The sequence below is a fragment of the Salinihabitans flavidus genome (assembly GCF_900110425.1).
Classification (GTDB): domain Bacteria; phylum Pseudomonadota; class Alphaproteobacteria; order Rhodobacterales; family Rhodobacteraceae; genus Salinihabitans; species Salinihabitans flavidus.
Genome location: NZ_FODS01000007.1, coordinates 31520 through 49310 on the forward strand (window position 1 = coordinate 31520; position 17791 = coordinate 49310).

Annotated in this window: 8 protein-coding genes; 2 read left to right on the forward strand and 6 right to left on the reverse strand. The window is 67.2% G+C overall.

Annotated elements, in window-relative coordinates; genetic code table 11:
- Positions 1–73: 73 nt before the first annotated feature.
- The 6 genes from BMW66_RS07870 to BMW66_RS07895 all read right to left on the reverse strand — a co-directional run bounded on the left by BMW66_RS07870 (position 74) and on the right by BMW66_RS07895 (position 15218).
- Complete coding sequence (locus tag BMW66_RS07870) at positions 74–763, reverse strand: 4'-phosphopantetheinyl transferase family protein (protein WP_093117205.1); 690 nt, start codon at positions 761–763, stop codon at positions 74–76.
- Positions 760–5412, reverse strand: coding sequence for a MupA/Atu3671 family FMN-dependent luciferase-like monooxygenase (locus tag BMW66_RS07875; RefSeq protein WP_093117207.1), 4653 nt, complete (start codon positions 5410–5412; stop codon positions 760–762). Before BMW66_RS07875 ends, BMW66_RS07870 begins: the two co-directional genes overlap by 4 nt.
- Complete coding sequence (locus BMW66_RS07880) at positions 5409–6455, reverse strand: glycosyltransferase (RefSeq protein WP_093117209.1); 1047 nt, start codon at positions 6453–6455, stop codon at positions 5409–5411. Before BMW66_RS07880 ends, BMW66_RS07875 begins: the two co-directional genes overlap by 4 nt.
- Positions 6452–12886 (reverse strand): type I polyketide synthase, encoded by a 6435-nt coding sequence (locus BMW66_RS07885; protein ID WP_093117211.1) that lies wholly within the window; start codon positions 12884–12886, stop codon positions 6452–6454. The genes BMW66_RS07880 and BMW66_RS07885 overlap by 4 nt, the downstream gene beginning before the upstream one ends.
- Before the next feature lie 98 nt (positions 12887–12984).
- Entirely contained in the window at positions 12985–14352 is a 1368-nt protein-coding gene (locus tag BMW66_RS07890) for an oligosaccharide flippase family protein (RefSeq protein ID WP_245729399.1), read from the reverse strand.
- 23 nt (positions 14353–14375) lie between these two features.
- Positions 14376–15218 (reverse strand): glycosyltransferase, encoded by an 843-nt coding sequence (locus BMW66_RS07895; RefSeq protein ID WP_093117215.1) that lies wholly within the window; start codon positions 15216–15218, stop codon positions 14376–14378.
- 126 nt (positions 15219–15344) lie between these two features.
- On the opposite strand from BMW66_RS07895, the gene epsE reads away from it, so the two are divergent.
- Both epsE and BMW66_RS07905 read left to right on the forward strand, forming a co-directional pair.
- Positions 15345–16532: an exopolysaccharide biosynthesis GT4 family glycosyltransferase EpsE gene (gene epsE / locus BMW66_RS07900; RefSeq protein ID WP_093117388.1), complete on the forward strand. Its 1188-nt coding sequence runs from the start codon at positions 15345–15347 to the stop codon at positions 16530–16532.
- Positions 16533–16689: 157 nt separating this feature from the next.
- Complete coding sequence (locus BMW66_RS07905; RefSeq protein ID WP_093117217.1) at positions 16690–17736, forward strand: saccharopine dehydrogenase; 1047 nt, start codon at positions 16690–16692, stop codon at positions 17734–17736.
- The last annotated feature ends 55 nt before the right edge of the window (positions 17737–17791 follow it).

The window sequence follows — 17791 nt, forward strand, 5'->3', positions numbered from 1 at the left end:
CTTCCCCGGGCGGCGTTGGATTGCGCCGGTTCTGAACCGGCTTTGTGGTTATAGCATGACCCGAACTGGGCTTTTAGCCTTGTTCACGCGGGTGCCTGAACTCTGCCACGGTAAGGATCTGCGTGCCGGTGCCGCCAATACGTCCGGTGATTTCGGTGCCTTCGGGAAGAACTCCGGCACCATGGACGAGGCGCGCCGAAAACCCTGTGATATTCGCGTTGAAGGTCACCTGCATCGCGTGAAAGTCGAGCATCTCACCGCTCACGGCATACTGGCATTTGAAGGCCGCCTCCTTGGCCGAGAAAATGCGCGTGGCAAGAGCCCCCCGCCGATCGGGCGGCTGGGTTTGAAGCCATGCGCGTTCCTCCGGCCGGCAGATGGTCGCAAGCAGATCGTCCTCCAGCGGCAGGTCGGCCTCCACATCAACGCCGACCGCGTCGGCATAGCTGTCGCGGGCGACGATCGCGATGCAGGTCTGTTTGTCATGCGCGATGGACCCGATCACGCCCGAGGGCCAGCGCGGCGCGCGATCCCGGCCGGCGGGCAGCGGCACGAGGTCAAGTCCGATTTGTCCCATCGCCTGACGCGCCGCCTCGCGTCCGGCGGCAAACTCGCGCCGGCGTTCGGGGCGGGCATGGGTGACGGCCCCGGCCTCTTCGGGATAGATCGCGGCATTGGGCAGGCGCGGGTTCGTGACCGCAACGCCCACCTGAGGCGGCAGGCTGGCACTGGCCAGATCGCGAAGATGTCTCACGGGGGTCATGTCTGACGTTCCTTGCGGCGGGCGCGCATGGCCCGGCGGCGCGACATGGCGTCGGCGCGGGTGTCTGCGCGGGCATCGGGTGTCTGTTCTTCTTCGCGGGCCGGCGAGGGCGCAGGCTGTTTGCCCGAGAGCGTGTCCAGACGCTCGCAGAGCGCCGACAGCGTGGGAAAGCGGAAAACGTCCGTGATGCTGAGCGCGGCATGGCCCAGCCGGTCGCGCAGCTCGCGGTGCGCCTGCACCGCCAGAAGCGAATGTCCGCCAAGGTCAAAGAAGTTGTCTCCGGCGCCGATCCGCTCCACCCCCAGAATACGAGACCAGACGGCGGCCACATCGCGCGCGGTATCGCTCTCGGGCGGGGCGAACCCCTGCTGCCGGGGGGTGGGGGCGGCCTTCGACGGGGCGGGCAGGGCCTTGCGATCCACCTTCTTGTTCGGGGTCAGCGGGAAGGCGTCGAGCGGCACGAAATGCGCGGGCACCATATGTTCGGGCAGATGCTCGGCAAGATTGGCGCGAAGCGTCGCCTCATCGGGCAGGTCCGGCCCGCGCAGATAAGCCACGAGACGCAGATCGCCGGGCGTGTCCTCGCGCGCGATCACGACGGCCTGCGCCACATCCGCGCGCGCTTCCAGCCGGGCCTCGATCTCGCCCAGCTCGATGCGATAGCCGCGCAGCTTCACCTGATGGTCGGCGCGGCCAAGGAAGTCGAGCCGCCCGTCGCCGCGCCATCGCACCAGATCGCCGGTGCGATACATGCGCCCATCGCCGCCCGAGAAGGGATCGAGCAGGAACCGCTCGGCGGTCAGATCCGCGCGCTGCCAATACCCGCGCGCCACGCCCGCCCCGCCGATATAAAGCTCTCCGGCGACGCCCACGGGCACGGGCCCGCCCGCCGCGTCAAGAACGTAGAGCCGCGTATTGGCGATCGGACGGCCAAGGCTGACGACACCGCCATCGGCGTCGGTCGCGGTTTCGGTCGCCGACCAGATCGTCGTCTCGGTCGGGCCATACATATTCTCGATCCGGGCGCGGGTGAGGCCGCGCAGTTCCGACAGCAGCGCGCCAGGGAACGCCTCGCCGCCGATCATGAGCTGTTCGACCTGCCCGAGCGCATAGCGCGCCTCGTCGTTCATGGCAAACATGCGCGCCATCGACGGGGTGCATTGCAGGTGGGTCACCTTGTGGCGCAGGATCTGAGCGGCGATGGAGACATCGCTATCGTCGAGCGCGCCGCCGCTGTTGCTGCGCGCGACCACCTCCGCCAGCGGGCGCAACCCCTCCAGCACCCTCTGCGTGGGAATGCCGTAGTCGATCAGGCAGGCAATCTCGTCCACGCCGATTTTCCTGAGCTCGTCTACACGGGCGACGCAATCCTCGACCGTGCCGAAAAGCCCCGAATCCTCGAAATAGCGCAGGAAGGCGAAGTCGAGTATCCCCTCCAGCTCGTCCTGCGAAAGGCTGCCGAGGTCCAGATCGAAGGCACTGTTCACGCCTTGCGGTTTCTTGAACGCCGGGAAGGCCCAGGCGTATTGCTTGATCAGGCCGGCGGCGCTGCGCAGGTAGTCCTTCATCGGCTCGCGCGCGATCTCGCGCGCCTCTTCCCGGTCATCGGCCACGAAGGTGTGCAGCATGAGCGTCACGCGGAACTTGCGCGGATCATATCCCGCCTCGCGCAACGCGGCATGATAGAGGGTGATCTTCTCGCCCACTTCCTCGATGCTTTGCCCCAGAAGATGGGTGAGCACATGCGCGCCGTTGCGCCCGGCCTCTTTCCATGTTTCGGGGTTGCCGGCTGTCGTGACCCACAGATCGAGATCCTTTGACACCGGGCGTGGCTGCGTGACCACCTCATGCAGGGTGCCATCCTTGCGCGGGAAGGCCACCGGCTCCCCCCGCCAGAGGCGGCGCAGTTCCGCCATCTGGGCGAACATGGCGGGCTTGTTCGCGGGCGGCGTGTTCTCGGGGCGCAGCACGAAATCATCGGGCTGCCAGCCGCTCGCGATGGCAAGCCCGGCGCGCCCGTTGGTCAGGTTGTCGATCACCGCCCATTCCTCCGCGATGCGGGCGGTATGATGCAGCGGCGCGACACAGCTTCCGGCCCGCACACCGATGTTTTCCGTCACCGCCGCCACGGCGGCCCCGGTCACGGACGGGTTCGGATAGGGCCCGCCAAAGGCATGGAAATGCCGCTCCGGCGTCCAGACCGCGCAGAATCCGTTCCGGTCGGCGAATTTCGCCCCTTCCAGCAGAAGCTCGTACTTCTTCGGCCCGGCCGCATCGTCGTTGCCCCAGTAGTAGAGCGAAAAATCCATGTTCCCCTCGCCGGACGGGATATGCCCGCCGGAAATCTGGGTGCGGTTCTCATCACCGCTCAGCACCAGCTTGAACCCGCGCGCGAGCGTATAGAACAGCTCCAGCACCGAGATATCGAAGCTGAGCGAAGTGACGGCCATCCATGTGCCCGGCGGATCATGCGGCAGCCGCGCGTCCATCGCGGCGGCGAAATTGGCAAGGTTGCGATGTTCGATCATCACCCCCTTGGGCGTTCCGGTGGAGCCGGAGGTATAGATCACATAGGCCAGATCACTGCCGTTCACGTCGTTTTCGGGGTTCGTGTCGGGCATCGTGTCAACGCCGGTATCGGTGTCGGCGATCAGAAGCTGCGCCTCATGCGGGGGCAGGCCGGTAGCCAGATCCGATTGCGTGAGGATGACCGCCGCGCCGCTGTCGGAGATATAATGCGCGAGCCGGTCGGCGGGATAGGCCGGATCGAGCGGGACATAGGCACCCCCCGCCTTCCAGATCGCCAGCGCCCCGGCGACCAGATCGGGCGAGCGATGACAGCACAGCCCCACAAGCGTGCCGCGCCCCACCCCCATTTCGCGCAGCCGATGCGCGAGCCGGTTGGCACGCGCATTGAGCGCACCATAGCTCAGAACGCGGGTCTCGTGCACCAGCGCCTCGGTCTCTGGCCGCGCTTCGGCGCGCGCCTCGAACTGCCGGTGGAGCGTGGCGTCGGGATCGAAGGGCGTCTCTGTCGCGTTCCAGCTCTCCAGTATCTCCGCCTGCTCGGCCCCCGGCAGGGCGGGCAGATCCGATAGCGGCCCGGTTGCGTCCGGCAGGGCCGCCAGCACCAGTTCAAGCCGCGCGGCAAGGCGGTCCAGATGCCGGTCGTCAATGCGGTTGGCGTCGTAGTGCAGATCCAGCCGCCCATCGGACAGCGACAGGCACAGCGCGGTTCCCGCAATCGCCCCCGCATCGACGTCAAGCGTGACGCCAAGCGCCGGCATCGCCGGCGCGGTCAGGTCCGGATCGCGGGCAAACAGGTCCGCGGCAACGGGCCCGCGGCTCGTCGCGGTTTCAACCTCGGCGGTGAAGGCGGCGGCGGTCTCCGCCATGCTTTTGGTCGCCGTCTGGGCACGCAGCGGCACCCACCCCAGAAGATAGCCCGGCGCGGCGACCTGCCCCTCCGCGCGAAAGGCGAGATCGAAGGGCACTTTTGCACCGCTGGCCTCTGCCCAGCGTGCAATACCGGCCAAGACCATCCCGATTTCAAGTGCTTCGGGCACGTCGAGCGACCGGCGCTGATACACCGGAGCCTCGCGCGGCTCTGCGATGAGCGGCAGGGCTATGGGCGTCAGATCGCGCAGGCGGTGGCGCCAGTGCGGCTCTCCGGCAATCGTGGCATTGAGCGCCTGTGTCAGACGCTCGGCGGCTGTGCCATCGGGCGATGGCAGGATGTCACCCACCCTCAGGACACGGTCGGGCTGCACCGGCTGGCCGTGGACATCCGCCAGCCGCGACAGTCGCAGCGCCCCGCGCCCGGTGGCGATGGTGGCATGTTCGCCACCCACCTCAAGCACCTCTCCCGGTGTGGCCGGGACGAAACCGGCGGTGATCGCCTGCGCCTCGCGCGCGATCAGGACCTGCCCCCCCGATGTCAGCTTCGCCGTGGTCAGCGGATTGCGATAGTCGCCATGATCGAGCGCGCGCACGAGCGCCTCCAGATCCTCCGCGTCACGGCGGAAATCGAGCCGACCGGCGGCGGCGGGGCGATCCTTCAGCCCGAAATAGCTCCGGCCCGTCTCGGGCTGCGGGGTGCGGTTGCGCGCGCCGTGCTGCAATTCGGCCACCAGACCGGGAAAGCTCTCGATCGCGGCCTCGTAGCATTTGGCATTGAGGGTGAATCCGGTCTCGGACGGGGTGATAGCAATGCGGCGCTGCACGAGGATGTCGCCGGTATCGACGCCCTCCTCGATCAGGTGCCAAGTGATGCCATGCTCCGCCTCGCGGTGGATAAGCGCCCAGATCGGCGCATTCAGCCCGGCATAACGCGGCAGCGGGCCATCGTGAAAATTCACCGCCCCCTGCGCGGCGCTTGCCAGCACCTCTTGCGGCAGCAGATCAAGGTTGGCAATGCTCAGCAGCCAGTCGAAACCGTCCGGCAGCCGCGCGGCCAGATCCAACCCTGGCCTCAGCACCGCAAGGCCATGGCCGTGCGCCCAGCCTGTGACGGTCTCGTCCCGGCTGACCACGGCGGCGATCTCATGGCCGGCGGCGCGCCAGATCTCACCGCATTGCACGGTGAGCGATTCCTGCCCCACAAGCACGCAGGACATGCGTTGGAGATCGGTCTGCGGGGCAACATTCATGTCTGCTCTCCGGTTGGGCGGGACAGGACGGGCGGCAACAGCGGGGGGATACCCGCGCCCGGGGTTTCGGACTTGCGGAACGGTGCCCGCAGGGCGTGGGCGATCAGATCGCGCAGAAAACGGTCGGGATCGCGGATCTTGCGTCGGTCGATCAGGCAGCGCAGCCGGTATAGGCTGGCCCCCAGCACATGCGCCAGCGTCGCAAGCGCCGCATAGGCCGCGCCGTGATTGCTGTTGAAATAGTGTAGCCGCGAGTCGAACCAGTATTGCGGCATCCGTGCCCAGTCCTTCATCCCGGTGGAAACCGAACCGATATGCGTGACCTCGCTTTCGCGCACGTAATCAGTGCGCCAGCCCGCGCGAAAGGCGCGCAGGCAAAGATCCGTTTCTTCGAAATAGAGGAAATACCGCTCATCGAAGAGGCCGATCTCCTCAAGCACCTCGCGGCGGATCATCAGGCTCGCCCCGGCGAGCCAGTCGACGCGCGTGGTCTTGCGCGGCACCGGGAGCGGCACGATGTGGCGTTCGAGCATCCGGCTCAGCGGACCGATACGCGCCGCGCCCTCGAATTCTCCGGGGATCGACGGGAAACGAAAGGCGGTCATATGCGGCTTGCCGTCGGGGCCGTGGATATAGCTTCCGGCAAGACCGCATTCAGGCGTGGCCTCAAGGTGCTCGACAAGGCGGCGGATCGCCTGACTGTCGGGAAAGGCGTCGGAATTGAGGATATAGATATAATCCGGCGGCGCACCGTCGATGCCCGTCGCCATGCCCTGGCGGATCCCGGCATTGTTGCCCGCGCCGAAGCCGCCGTTATGCCCGCTCTGAAGCAGTTCCACCCCCATCTCGTCCCAGTCGCGGCGGGCAATCTCGGCGGCGATCAGCGCCTCGGAGCCATCGCCGGACGCGTTGTCCACGATGATCAGGCGGCTGCGCAGCCCGGCCAGTTCGCTCAGCGCCGTATCGGCGGCGCGCAACGTCAGGTCCGGCGTGCGGTAGTTGAGCACGATGGCCAGTATCGAAGGATCACGCGGAAGGGTCATTCGGCGGCCCTCGGTAGATCTGTGCCCGTCTCGCGCGCCTGTTCCGCCGCCTCGATGGCGCGCTTCATTCGCGCGGCAAGGACACGGACATTCGGCTCCAGCACCATGGAATCGTGATCGCCCGGCACCTCCGTCACACCCAGATCGCCGACCCATTCGCCCCAGTCGTTGTCGTGCAGCACATAGGCCCGCTCGCCGCTGACCAGACGGCCACCGCCCACCGACCACTTGCCGCGCAACGGCGGGCGGAAAAGGTCCACCCGGCCCGCCCAGCGGTGCATCCTGTAGCGTTCGGTGGCGGCGATGAACGCGGCCTCGATCTCGGCGTTGTGGAATCTCTGCCCGCCCTCCGCGGCCTCGGTCCGGTCCGGCGCACGGCGCTTAGCCAACTCCCACGCCACGCGATTGCGCAGCCACTTCACCGGGTAGAGCGGACCCTGACGGCGCACCTCCGATAGCTGTATCCGCAGCCGATCGCCAAGCGTGAGCGGGCGGCGGACCGGCAGCGGCGTGTCGAGCAGGACCACAACCGCCACCGTTTCGCCCGCCGCCTCAAGCTGGCGTGCCATCTCGTAGGCGGTGATCCCGCCCCCCGAGAAGCCGCCAAGCAGATAGGGGCCATGCGGCTGCACCTGCCGGATCTCGGCGATGTAGTCGCGCGCGGCCTCTGTCAGATCATCATGCGGCGCCGCATCACCATAGAGCCCGCGCGCCTGCACCCCGTAGAACGGTCGGTCCGCCCCCAGAAGCTGCGCCAGATGACGCAGGTTGAGCACATTGCCGAACATCCCGGCGACAAGGAAGAACGGCGTTTTCGGCCCACCCTCGCCTTCGTGCATCGGAACGAGGTGGGTGTAGCGACGCGAGACCGGCTCGGCTATCGCTCCGCCTGCGCCCTGCGCGTCCTGCGGGCCGATCTGCGCGGCGATGAGCGCGGCGCATTGCGCCACCGTCGGTGCCTCGAAGAGAACCGAGATCGGAAAATCGACGTGATAGGTTTTCTTCACCTTGGCAAAGAGCCTCACCGCCACCAGCGAATGACCGCCAAGATCGAAGAAACTGTCCCGCGTGCCGACACGGTCCACGCCCAAAAGCTCCTGCCAGAAACCGCAAAGCGTGCGTTCGATATCATTCTCCGGCGCCACGTAGTCGGTGTCGAGTTGCGGGCGCTCAAAGCTCTGCCCGCCGGGGCCGCTGCTGTCGGCGGCCTGCGCCGCCTGCCGCGTCAGCGCATCGAGATCGAGCGAGGAGACGACGATCTGCCGCAACCCGGTGGCCAGCGCGCGGGCGAACATCTCTTCCCCCTCGGCGGCGGGTATCCCCTGCGACAGGTTGTGGCGCAGCCGCTCTTCGGCCGGGGAAAGCGGCTGCTGCGCCTGCGGGTCCGGTATCGCCGGCTCAATCTCATGCGGGGCCGGGGCGGGCGCGCGGGCAAAGGCGGCGCCATCGGCCATGCGCCGCACCGTCAGGCGCGAGATTTCGGCGCAGACCTGCCCCTGCGGATCGGTCAGCGTCACATCGAACTGCGCCGTTTCTTCCGCCGCGCTGCCGGAGGCAAGGCGCACATGGCTGCGCAGGCTGTGCGGCAACGGCGCAAAGACCCGGAGCGCGCCATAGGAGACCGGCACCCAAAGGTGCTCCTGCCCATAGCCGGGGACAAGCGCCATCGCCCAGCCCGTCGCGATATCGAGAAGGCCGGGATGCAGCGGCATATCCCCCGCCTCCGCCGCCAGCGCCGGATCGAGCGACAGTTCCGCCAGCCCTTCCTCTCCGCTCTGGGCAAGGCCGCGCAGAACCTGCCAGTGCGGCCCGAAGCGAAGCTGCCCCTCCTGTGCGGACGGTATCGCCGCGCCGCCGGACTGCGAGAGGTCCCCGATCCGGGCGCGCAGCGCCGCCAGATCGACCGGCGCGGGCCGCGCAGGGGCCGGCAGAATCACCCGCCCCTCGGCATGAAGCTGCCAGCCTTCGCGCCCGCCGCTGTGGACGCGCGAGTGCAGTTCCACCTCATAGCCTTCGTCGCTGCGGCGCAGACGCAGGCGAATCTCGGCCTTGGAGTCGTCCTCCACCGGCAGCGGGCGCAGGAACAGCAGATCGCGGATCTCGAAGCTCTCCGCCTCTCCCTGCGCGCGCAGCGCCTCTGCGATCAGTTCAAGGTACCCGGTGCCCGGCAGGATCGCCGCGCCATCGCGGGTGCGGTGCTGGTCGATCACCCACCGGCCCCTGTCAAGCGTGGCGGTGAATACCCGATTGCCCCCTTCATCGAACCCCGACGCATCGAGCAGCGGCGCATTGATCGGCACGGACGGGGCCGGCGGGGTCTGTCCCAGACGACCCGCGACCGCCTCTGCCGCCATGCCGGTATCGGACCAGATGCCCCAGTTGATCGCGCTCACCCGGGTGCGCCCGCCGGTCCGCGCTTCTGCATAGGCATTGAGAAAGGCATTGGCGGCGACATAATCCACCTGCCCCGCCGGGGCCGTGACCGTGGAGGACGAGGAAAACAGCACCAGCCAGTCGATACTGCCATCGGGGAAGACCGCCTCGATCACCTCGGTTCCGTGCAGCTTGGGCGCCAGCACGCCCTCGGTGCTTGCCGGGCCCTTGGCCAGCAGCGGGCCGTCGTCGATCACCCCGGCGGCATGGATCACGCCGGTCACGCGGCCGAAACGCTGCGCAACCGTATCGCGCAGATGCTCCATGTCGTCGATATTGCAGACATCGCCGGCCACGACCATGACGGTGCCGCCCAGCGCCTCCAGCCGCTGCACCGCGCGGATGCGGCGGCTGATGCGATCTTGCGGGGGATGGGTTTCCAGCCAGTGCGGCCAGTCCTGCCGCGCCGGAAGCCCGCCACGCGCCAGAAGGACAATATTCGCCCCGGCCCGCGCCATGCCGTCGGCCAGCGTCAGGCCAATCCCGCCAAAGCCCCCGGTGATCAGATAGGTCGCGCCCGCCTGCCAGACGGGCGCGGCGGCCTCCTCCAGTGGCGCGGGGCGATACTGCCGTTCAAAGCGTTTGCTGCCGCGATGGGCGGCGATGTGATCGCGTGGCGGGGCGAGCACATCCTCCAGCAGCGCCTCGGCTAGCGCCGTGCGCGCCATGGCCCCGCCCTTGCGCGGCGGCGTCTCCACATCCACGGCGGCGCAGGTCACACCCGGCAATTCGCGCGGGATCACCTGCACCGGGCCGAGGATCGTGGATTTCTCAGGGTATCGCAGCGCCTCATCGCGCACCCGTGCCGCGCCGGATGTCACGGCGGTGACATGCAGCGGCTTGGGCAGGCTGTCGTCGCTCATCGCCTGCGCGAGAAACAGCAGCGAATAGAAGCCCTGTTCCTGATTGCGGTGAAAGAAGGACGATCCGGGGCGGAAGGTCTCCTCCCCGGTCAGAAGCCACAGGTGCACCACCCGCTCCGGCGCCCGCCCGCGCGCCATCAGATCCGCGATGAGCGCGTCATACCCCTCGCGCCCGCGTTCGGGAGCAAGGGTATAGCTGTCCTCTCCGGTCCGGGCAAAGCCGTCGCCCGCCGTCACGCCAACCACGTCGTGACCCGCCGCGCGAAGCCGTTCGACCATCGCCGCGCCCACGCCTTCCCCGTCGAGGAAAAACAGCCAGCTCGCCTTCGGCGCCTGCGCCAGATCGCGACCCACATCCCAGTCGCATTCGGCCAGTTTCGGACGCCAGACCGGGCGATAGCCCCATTCGGACCGATCCTCCCGCCGAAGCAGATCATCCTCGGGCGCGGCCTCGGGCTGGCCCGGTTCTATGAAATAGGGCGCGCGCTGGAAGGCATAGGTCGGCAGCACCACGCGGTTGCGCCGTGCCTCTCCCCAGACCTGCGTCCAGTCGAACGCACCGCCGCAGGCCCAGACCTGCCCCAGAGCGCCGAGAAAATAGCTGTCGTCGGCAATATCCTCATCGGGGTGGCGCAGCGCGGAAAGCACCCGGTCGCGCGCCACCGCGCCATGAATCCGCGCCAGCGACGACAGCGCCTTGCCCGGCCCCATCTCGATGAAAATGCGGCCGTCCGTCTGCGCCAGCGTGGTCAGGCAATCGGCGAACCGCACCGTATGGCGCAGATGGCCCACCCAGTAATCGGGATCGCGCGCCTCTGCCTCGGTCAGCGGCTGGCCCGTGCGGTTGGAGATGATCGGGATACGCGGCGCGCCAAGCGGGATGGACCGCAGGTAATCCCCGAACTTCTCCAGAATCGGATCGAGCATCCGCGAATGCGCGGCGATGTCGATGGCGATGCGCTGCGTCTCGATCTCCTGCGCGGCCAGATCGGCGCGCAGCGCCTCCAGCGCGGCATCGGGGCCCGAAACGACCGTCAGATCCGGCGCGTTGACCGACGCGATGTCCAGATCATCCCCCAGACGCGGCGCCACCTCCTCCACCGGCAGCGGAACCGACAGCATCCCGCCCGCCGGCACGGTATCGAAAAGCTGTCCGCGCAGCAGGACAAGGCCGATGCAATCGTCGAAGGACATCACGCCCGCAAGGCAGGCGGCGGTATTCTCGCCCATCGAGTGACCGACAAGCGCCGAGGGCGTCACCCCCCAGCTCATCCAGAGCTGCGCCAGCGCATATTCCACGATCATGATCAGCGGCAGTTGCACCGACGGCTTGCGAAGCGTCCGCGCCGCCGCCTCGGCCTCCTCCCCCTCGGCCAGCCAGAGCGCGCGGACATCGAACCCGACCTGTGGCTGAAGAATATCGAGCCCCCGGTCCATCCAGTCGCGGAAAACCGGCTCCGTGTCATAAAGATCGCGCGCCATGCCGACATATTGCGCGCCGCCGCCGGGGAACATGAAGGCCACGTCAGGCGCATTGCCCACCGCAGCATGGGTAAAGACGCGGCGCGGGTCCATATCCTCCAGAAGGCGCGCGGCCTCCTCGTGGGTTTCAGCGACGACGACGCGGCGCTTTTCGAACGCGCGCCGCCCCTCTTTCAACGTCCAGGCCACATCGGCCAGCGGCTCTTCGGGATGGGTGCGCAGATGGGCGGCAAGCCGCGCGGTATTCTCATCGAGCGCCCGCTGCGTCCGTCCCGATATGGTCAGAAGCTGCATCGGCCAGTCCGACGGCTCGGACTCCGGACGCTCGGGCGCCTCCTGAAGCACGACATGCGCATTCGTGCCCCCCACGCCCAGAGAGTTGACCCCGGCCCGGCGCGGGCCGCTACGGCTTGTCCACTCTGTCAGGCGGTCGTTCACGCGAAACGGGCTGTTGTCGAAGTCGATCGCCGGGTTCGGTTTTTCATAGCCGATGCTGGGCGGCATTTCCCGGTGATGCAGCGCCAGCGATGCCTTGATCAGGCTCGCCACCCCGGCGGCGGTGTCCAGATGGCCGATATTGGATTTCACAGATCCGATGCGGCAAAATCCGGTGTCCTGCGTGGTCTCGCGGAAGGCTTCGGTCAGCGCGGCCACCTCGATCGGGTCGCCCAGATAGGTGCCGGTGCCGTGGCATTCCACATAGTCGATCGTATCGGCGGTGACATCGGCCATCGCCTGCGCCTCGGCCACGGCGGCGGCCTGCCCGTCCACCGACGGCGCAAGATAGCCCGCCTTGGCCGCGCCGTCATTGTTGACCGCGGATCCCTTGATAACCGCCCAGATGTGATCGCCATCGGCCACCGCATCCGCCATCCGGCGCAGCACCACCACCCCGGAACCCGATCCGAAGACCGTGCCCTGGGCGCGGTGATCGAAGGCGTGGCAATGCCCGTCCGGCGACAGGATCTCCCCCTCCTGATAGAGATAGCCGCGCCCCTGAGGCAATTCTATTGTCACGCCGCCCGCCAGCGCCATGTCGCATTCGCCGTTCAACAGAGACTGCACCGCGTAGTGCGTCGCCACGAGCGAGGTGGAACAGGCGGTCTGAAGCGTGATGCTCGGCCCCTTGAGGTCGAGGATATGCGACAGCCGCGTGCTCAGGAAGTCCTTGTCGTTGCCGGTATGACGCAGCAGGAACATCCCCGTGCTGTCCACGAGATCGCGATTGGAGCAGATGTTGAAATAGAAATAGCTCCCCATGCCGCAGCCGGCATAAACGCCGATGGGTCCATCGAAAGTCTCCGGCGGATGCCCCGCGCTCTCCAGCGCCTCCCAGGCGGTCTCAAGAAACTGGCGGTGCTGCGGGTCCATGATCGCCGCTTCTCTTGGCGAGAAGCCGAAGAAGTCGGCGTCGAACCTCTCGAAGCCGTCGAGCATGGCCGCCGCGGGCACATAGTTGGGCGCCCGCAGACGCGCGCGCAATTCCCCCGCCGCCGTCAGAGCCGCCTCATCCAGCCGGGTGATCGACTCCACGCCCGCGCGCAGATTGCTCCAGAATGCCTCGACCGAGGGGGCACCGGGCAGATGCGCCGCCATCCCGACAATGGCGACATCATTCTCGCTCCAGTGGCGGGCGGTCTTGCTGTCGGTCATAAGGAACTCTGCTTTCACTTGTACCCGGCCCGAACGGGACCGGACGCGCTCAAACGCACCGTGTCAGAGCAATTCGACATTACATAAGTATCCAAATGTTAATTTGGAGGCGAATTCATGGCAATCAGCCCCGAAATCGCCTCAAGGTTCATCCATATAGCCAATGCCGCCAGCGCCACTCCGAGAACGGCAAAGGCCGCGTCGTGAAAAGGATCCCAGCACCCCTGCCTGCGCGCGAGCCAGACCACCACCGGATACGACAGCAGATAGGCCGCCCCCTGACCCAGTAGCGCCCCGGTCAGCCCATAGTATTGCGCCCCCAACACCAGCCCGGTGAGCGTAAGCCCCGCCCGTGTCGCGGCCAGCACGAAATACTGATCCGAATCACCCGCCGCCACCGCCGCCTGATCATAGGTCAGCGCGATGATATGGGGTACCTGCATCGCCGCGACCAGAACCACGATCCCGCCTGCCAGCGCATAGCGGGAATCATAAAGCAGATCGACCAGCCCGACCCCAAGGAACGACAGCGTGAACAGCATCGCGAAGATCATCGCCGACAGAAGAAACCGCAGCTTGCGAAACTTCAGAAAGTTCTCCCGCGACTCCTTCGGCGGGCGCTCTCGGTAAAGCGGGATCAGGACGCGCCGGATCACCATGGTCCCCAGAAGCAACGGAAAGCTCGCCAGAAAATAGCCGATATTGTAGATGCCCAGCCCCTGAAGGCTAAGGTATTTTCCCAAAACCAGCTTGTCGCCCTGACTCAGGATGAACCCCGCCACGGTGGACAGGAAAATCCAGCGCCCGAAACGGACAAGCTCCTGCGCGGACTCTTTTTCCCAGCGCAGGCGGTTGGACCGACCGGGCAGGAACCGGGAGTAGAGCGCAAGCTGCACGACCACGCTCACGATACCGGACACCACCAGCGCCCAGACCGATTGGGTCACAAGCGCGAAAACGATCGCCGCCAGCAGGGACACCGCCTGCGTGCAAAGGTCGATCACCGTCACCCGGCCCAATATCAGATGCCGGTTCGCGCTATGAATTCTGGTCGGCCCGAATCCCGCGATGATCAACGAGAACCCCGCCACCGGCAGAAGCTGCACCAACTCCGGCGTGTTGTAGAATTGCGCCGCCGGATAGGCCAGGATACAGGTCGCGATCCAAAGGCAGACGCCCCGGATCACCTGTATCGTCCAGGCCGTGTCGAGGAATTCCGGATCGTCGCCGCGCTTTGATTGCATGATCGCAGGCGCGGTTCCCACGTCGGAAAACATCGCCAATCCCTGCATCACCAGCATGACAAGCGCCATCGTTCCGAATGCCTCGGGAAACAGCAGCCGTGTCAGGATCAGGTTGCTGGCCAGCCGCATCGCCTGCGACCCGGCATAGCCCCCCACCGTGAGCGCCGACGACCGCATCGCCCTTGCGGCCAGCCCCTCTCCGCGCAGAAAATTCTGCATCATGGCCCGGTATCCCACGCCGCCCGTCATCGCCCCCGGCTCCAGTCCTGGATGTCGTCCCGCCGCGTCAGGCGCACCGCCGCCGCCACACCGGCATAGACCGCGAATCCGACCGGGTCGCGGGCCGCCAGCCGCGCCATCCCCGCCACGCCGAGCGGCGGCTTGTCGTCGTTTTCCAGCAGCGCGGGACAAAGGCGGGCAATTTCCGCCACCCCGGCATCCTGCCGCCGACGCACCCGGATCAGGTTGCCAGGCCCCTCGGCGAGCGGCCAGTCATAGGGGGCCTGCACCGCGACCCTCTCAGATGGGGTGAAATGCAGCCGCACGAAGGTGTCGTCGGAAATGATCTGCGGAAACGCACCCCAACGCGCGCGCCCCGCCGCATTGACCGCGAACAGCCCCGCCCCCGGCACCCCCTGGCTCATGAAGGGCACGCGAGCATATATGCGGCGATAGGCCCGGGTGGCGAAACTGCGCGCCGGGGCAATCCGCAACCGCCCGCTGGCAAAGATCGGGTCCGCACGATCCAGCACCTGCGCAAGCTGCGGCAACAGATCCGGCGTGACCGTCACATCGGCATCGAGATAGACCCGGCTTTCGAACCGCGCCGCCGCATCTCCGGCGTTGAGCGCGCGCGGCTTGCCCCCTTCGGGCAGATCGAGCACATCGAGCGTCCAACCACACGCGCCCGCCTGCGCGGCGAACCCCGCCGCTTCGGCCGCCGTCGCGTCAGAGCACCCGTTCGCCACAACGACGATCTGCACCCCCTCCGGCCCGTCAGAGCCGAGCAGGGCGGACAGGCAAGGCCCTATGGTCCCTGCCTCGTTGTTGGCGGGTATGATGACGCTCAGCACCTGATCCTGATCCATTCCGTTCCACCATGGGCAAAGACCCTCGGCACATGGGGGAAACTATGCTAGAGCACGGCGATAAGGAAATGGGATTTCCATGACTTTCCCAAGGCATTTCAGAGACCGCACCCCGTGAACTCCCGTCTGACCCTCGGATACCTCATTCCCCAGTTTCCGGGGCAGACGCATATCTTCTTCTGGCGCGAGATCGCGGCGCTGGAGGCGCGGGGCGTGGACGTGCGAATCTTCAGCACGCGCAAACCTCCCCCAAGGCTGATCTCGCACGGTTGGTCGGAAGAGGCAATCGCGCGTACCGAGTACCTTGGCGCGATCAAGCCATTGAAAGCGTTACAGACTTTTCTCACACTTCGCCCCGCCGACTGGTGGGCCGATCTGCGGCGCGAGGGGCGCGGACTGGCCCGCGATCTGGCAATGAGCGCGGCCGCCGCGCAGCAGCTTCGGCAAAGCTGCGCGGCGCAGGGGATCACCCATCTGCACGTCCATAGCTGCGGGCGCGCGGCGCTGATCGCGGCGCTGGCGCGGCGGATGGGCGGCGTGCCTTACAGCCTGACGCTGCATGGTCCGCTGTCCGACTACGGCCCCGGCCAGAGGCTGAAATGGCGTCACGCCGATTTCGCCACGGTGATCACCCGCAAGCTGCGCGATGAATTGCCGTCCGCGCTTGGCCCCGACCTGCCGTCCCGCGTGCCGATTCAGCCGATGGGCGTGGATACCGACGCCCTCCGCCGCGAGGCGCCCTATATCCCGGCGCGTCCGGGAGAGCCGCTCCATATTGTCTCTTGCGGGCGGCTCAACGCGGTGAAGGGGCATCAGGATCTGATGGAGGCGGTGCGCCTGTTGCAGGACCGGGGCATCGACGCGCGGCTGGAGATCGCCGGAGAGGACGACTCCGGCGGCCACGGCTTTCGCACGGAACTGGAGGCGCGTATTAAAGACCTGAATTTAGGCGATAAAATCACACTTCTCGGCGCCATCTCCGGCGACGAGGTGAAGGCGCGGCTGCTGTCGGCGCATGTCTTCGCGCTGGCAAGCTGGCACGAACCGCTCGGCGTGGCCTACATGGAGGCGATGAGCTGCGGCCTGCCCGTGATCGGCACCAATGCCGGCGGCGTGCCGGAACTGATCACCGACGGGGAGAACGGCCTTCTGGTGCCGCCCAGATCGCCCGACGCACTGGCCGATGCCATTGCCGCGCTGGCCGACGACCCCGACCGTGCCCGGCAGATTGCCACGGCGGGGCGGGCGCATGTGGAGCGCAATTTCCGCTCCGATCTGGGGGCGGAGACGCTGATTCGGGAAATTCGCGCTTAACACGCTGAAATCACGGAAAATCCCGTTTCGGTATCACGTCGGTAAAACGTCGGTATTGCGTTGGTGGTTCGGGCCGCGATATGCCATCGGCCACGTCATGACCGTGGCGCGCGCCGCGAATTCGAGTATTTGGGGAACAGAGAAGGGGCGGGGCGCCATGACACATCTGTGGGTGCGGGCCGAGCAGCGGCCGAACGAGGATCGGGTGGGGCTGACCCCCGAGGGCGCGCGGGCGCTGATCGACGCCGGGCTGAGCGTGACGGTCGAGCAAAGCGCCAGCCGCGCCATTCCCATCGACGGCTATTTCGATGCGGGCTGCGACATCGCGCCGGAAAACAGCTGGCCGGGCGCGCCGCGCGACGCGATCATCTTCGGGCTGAAGGAACTGCCCGAGGATGGCACGCCGTTGATGCATCGCCACATCATGTTCGGCCACGCCTTCAAGGGGCAGCACGCGGGCCGGGAGTTGCTGCGCCGGTTCCGCGCGGGGGGCGGCACGCTCTACGATCTGGAATATCTGGTGGACGAGGCCGGCCGCCGCATCGCCGCCTTCGGATACTGGGCGGGCTATGCCGGGGCGGCGGTCACGCTGAAGGCATGGGCGGCGGCGCGGCGCGGCGCGATCTGCGGCCCCGTGGGCGTCTATCCGGGCAAGGCGGCGCTTCTGGAGGATCTGGCGGGGGAGTTTGATGGAACCGGCAGCCCGCGACCCCACGCCATCGTCATCGGCGCGCTGGGCCGCGTGGGCACCGGGGCCGCCGATCTTTGCGCGGCGCTCGGCGTGGACGTCACCGGATGGGACATGGACGAGACCGCCCACGGCGGCCCCTTTCCCGAGATCCTCGATCACGACATCTTTCTCAACTGCATCTTCGCGCGCCCCGGCACGCCGGTGTTCGTGTCGCGAGAGGCGCTCACCGCGCCGCGCGCGCTCACGGCCATCGGCGACATCGCCTGCGATCCGGGCAGCGACTACAACCCTGTCCCCATCTATGACAGCGCGACAACATGGCAGGCGCCGGTCACCCGTGTGGCGGACACCCCGCCGCTTGACGTGATGGCGATCGACAACCTGCCCTCCATGCTGCCGGTCGAAAGCTCTCAGGACTACGCGGCGCAGCTTCTGCCCGCGCTGTTGCGCCTGGGCGCGCTGAACACCGGCGTCTGGGCCCGCGCCGAGGCCGAGTTTCGCCGCCATATCTGACCCATTGCACAGCCGCCCGCGCCCGGCCATCCTGCCGCGCGACGGGCCGACACGA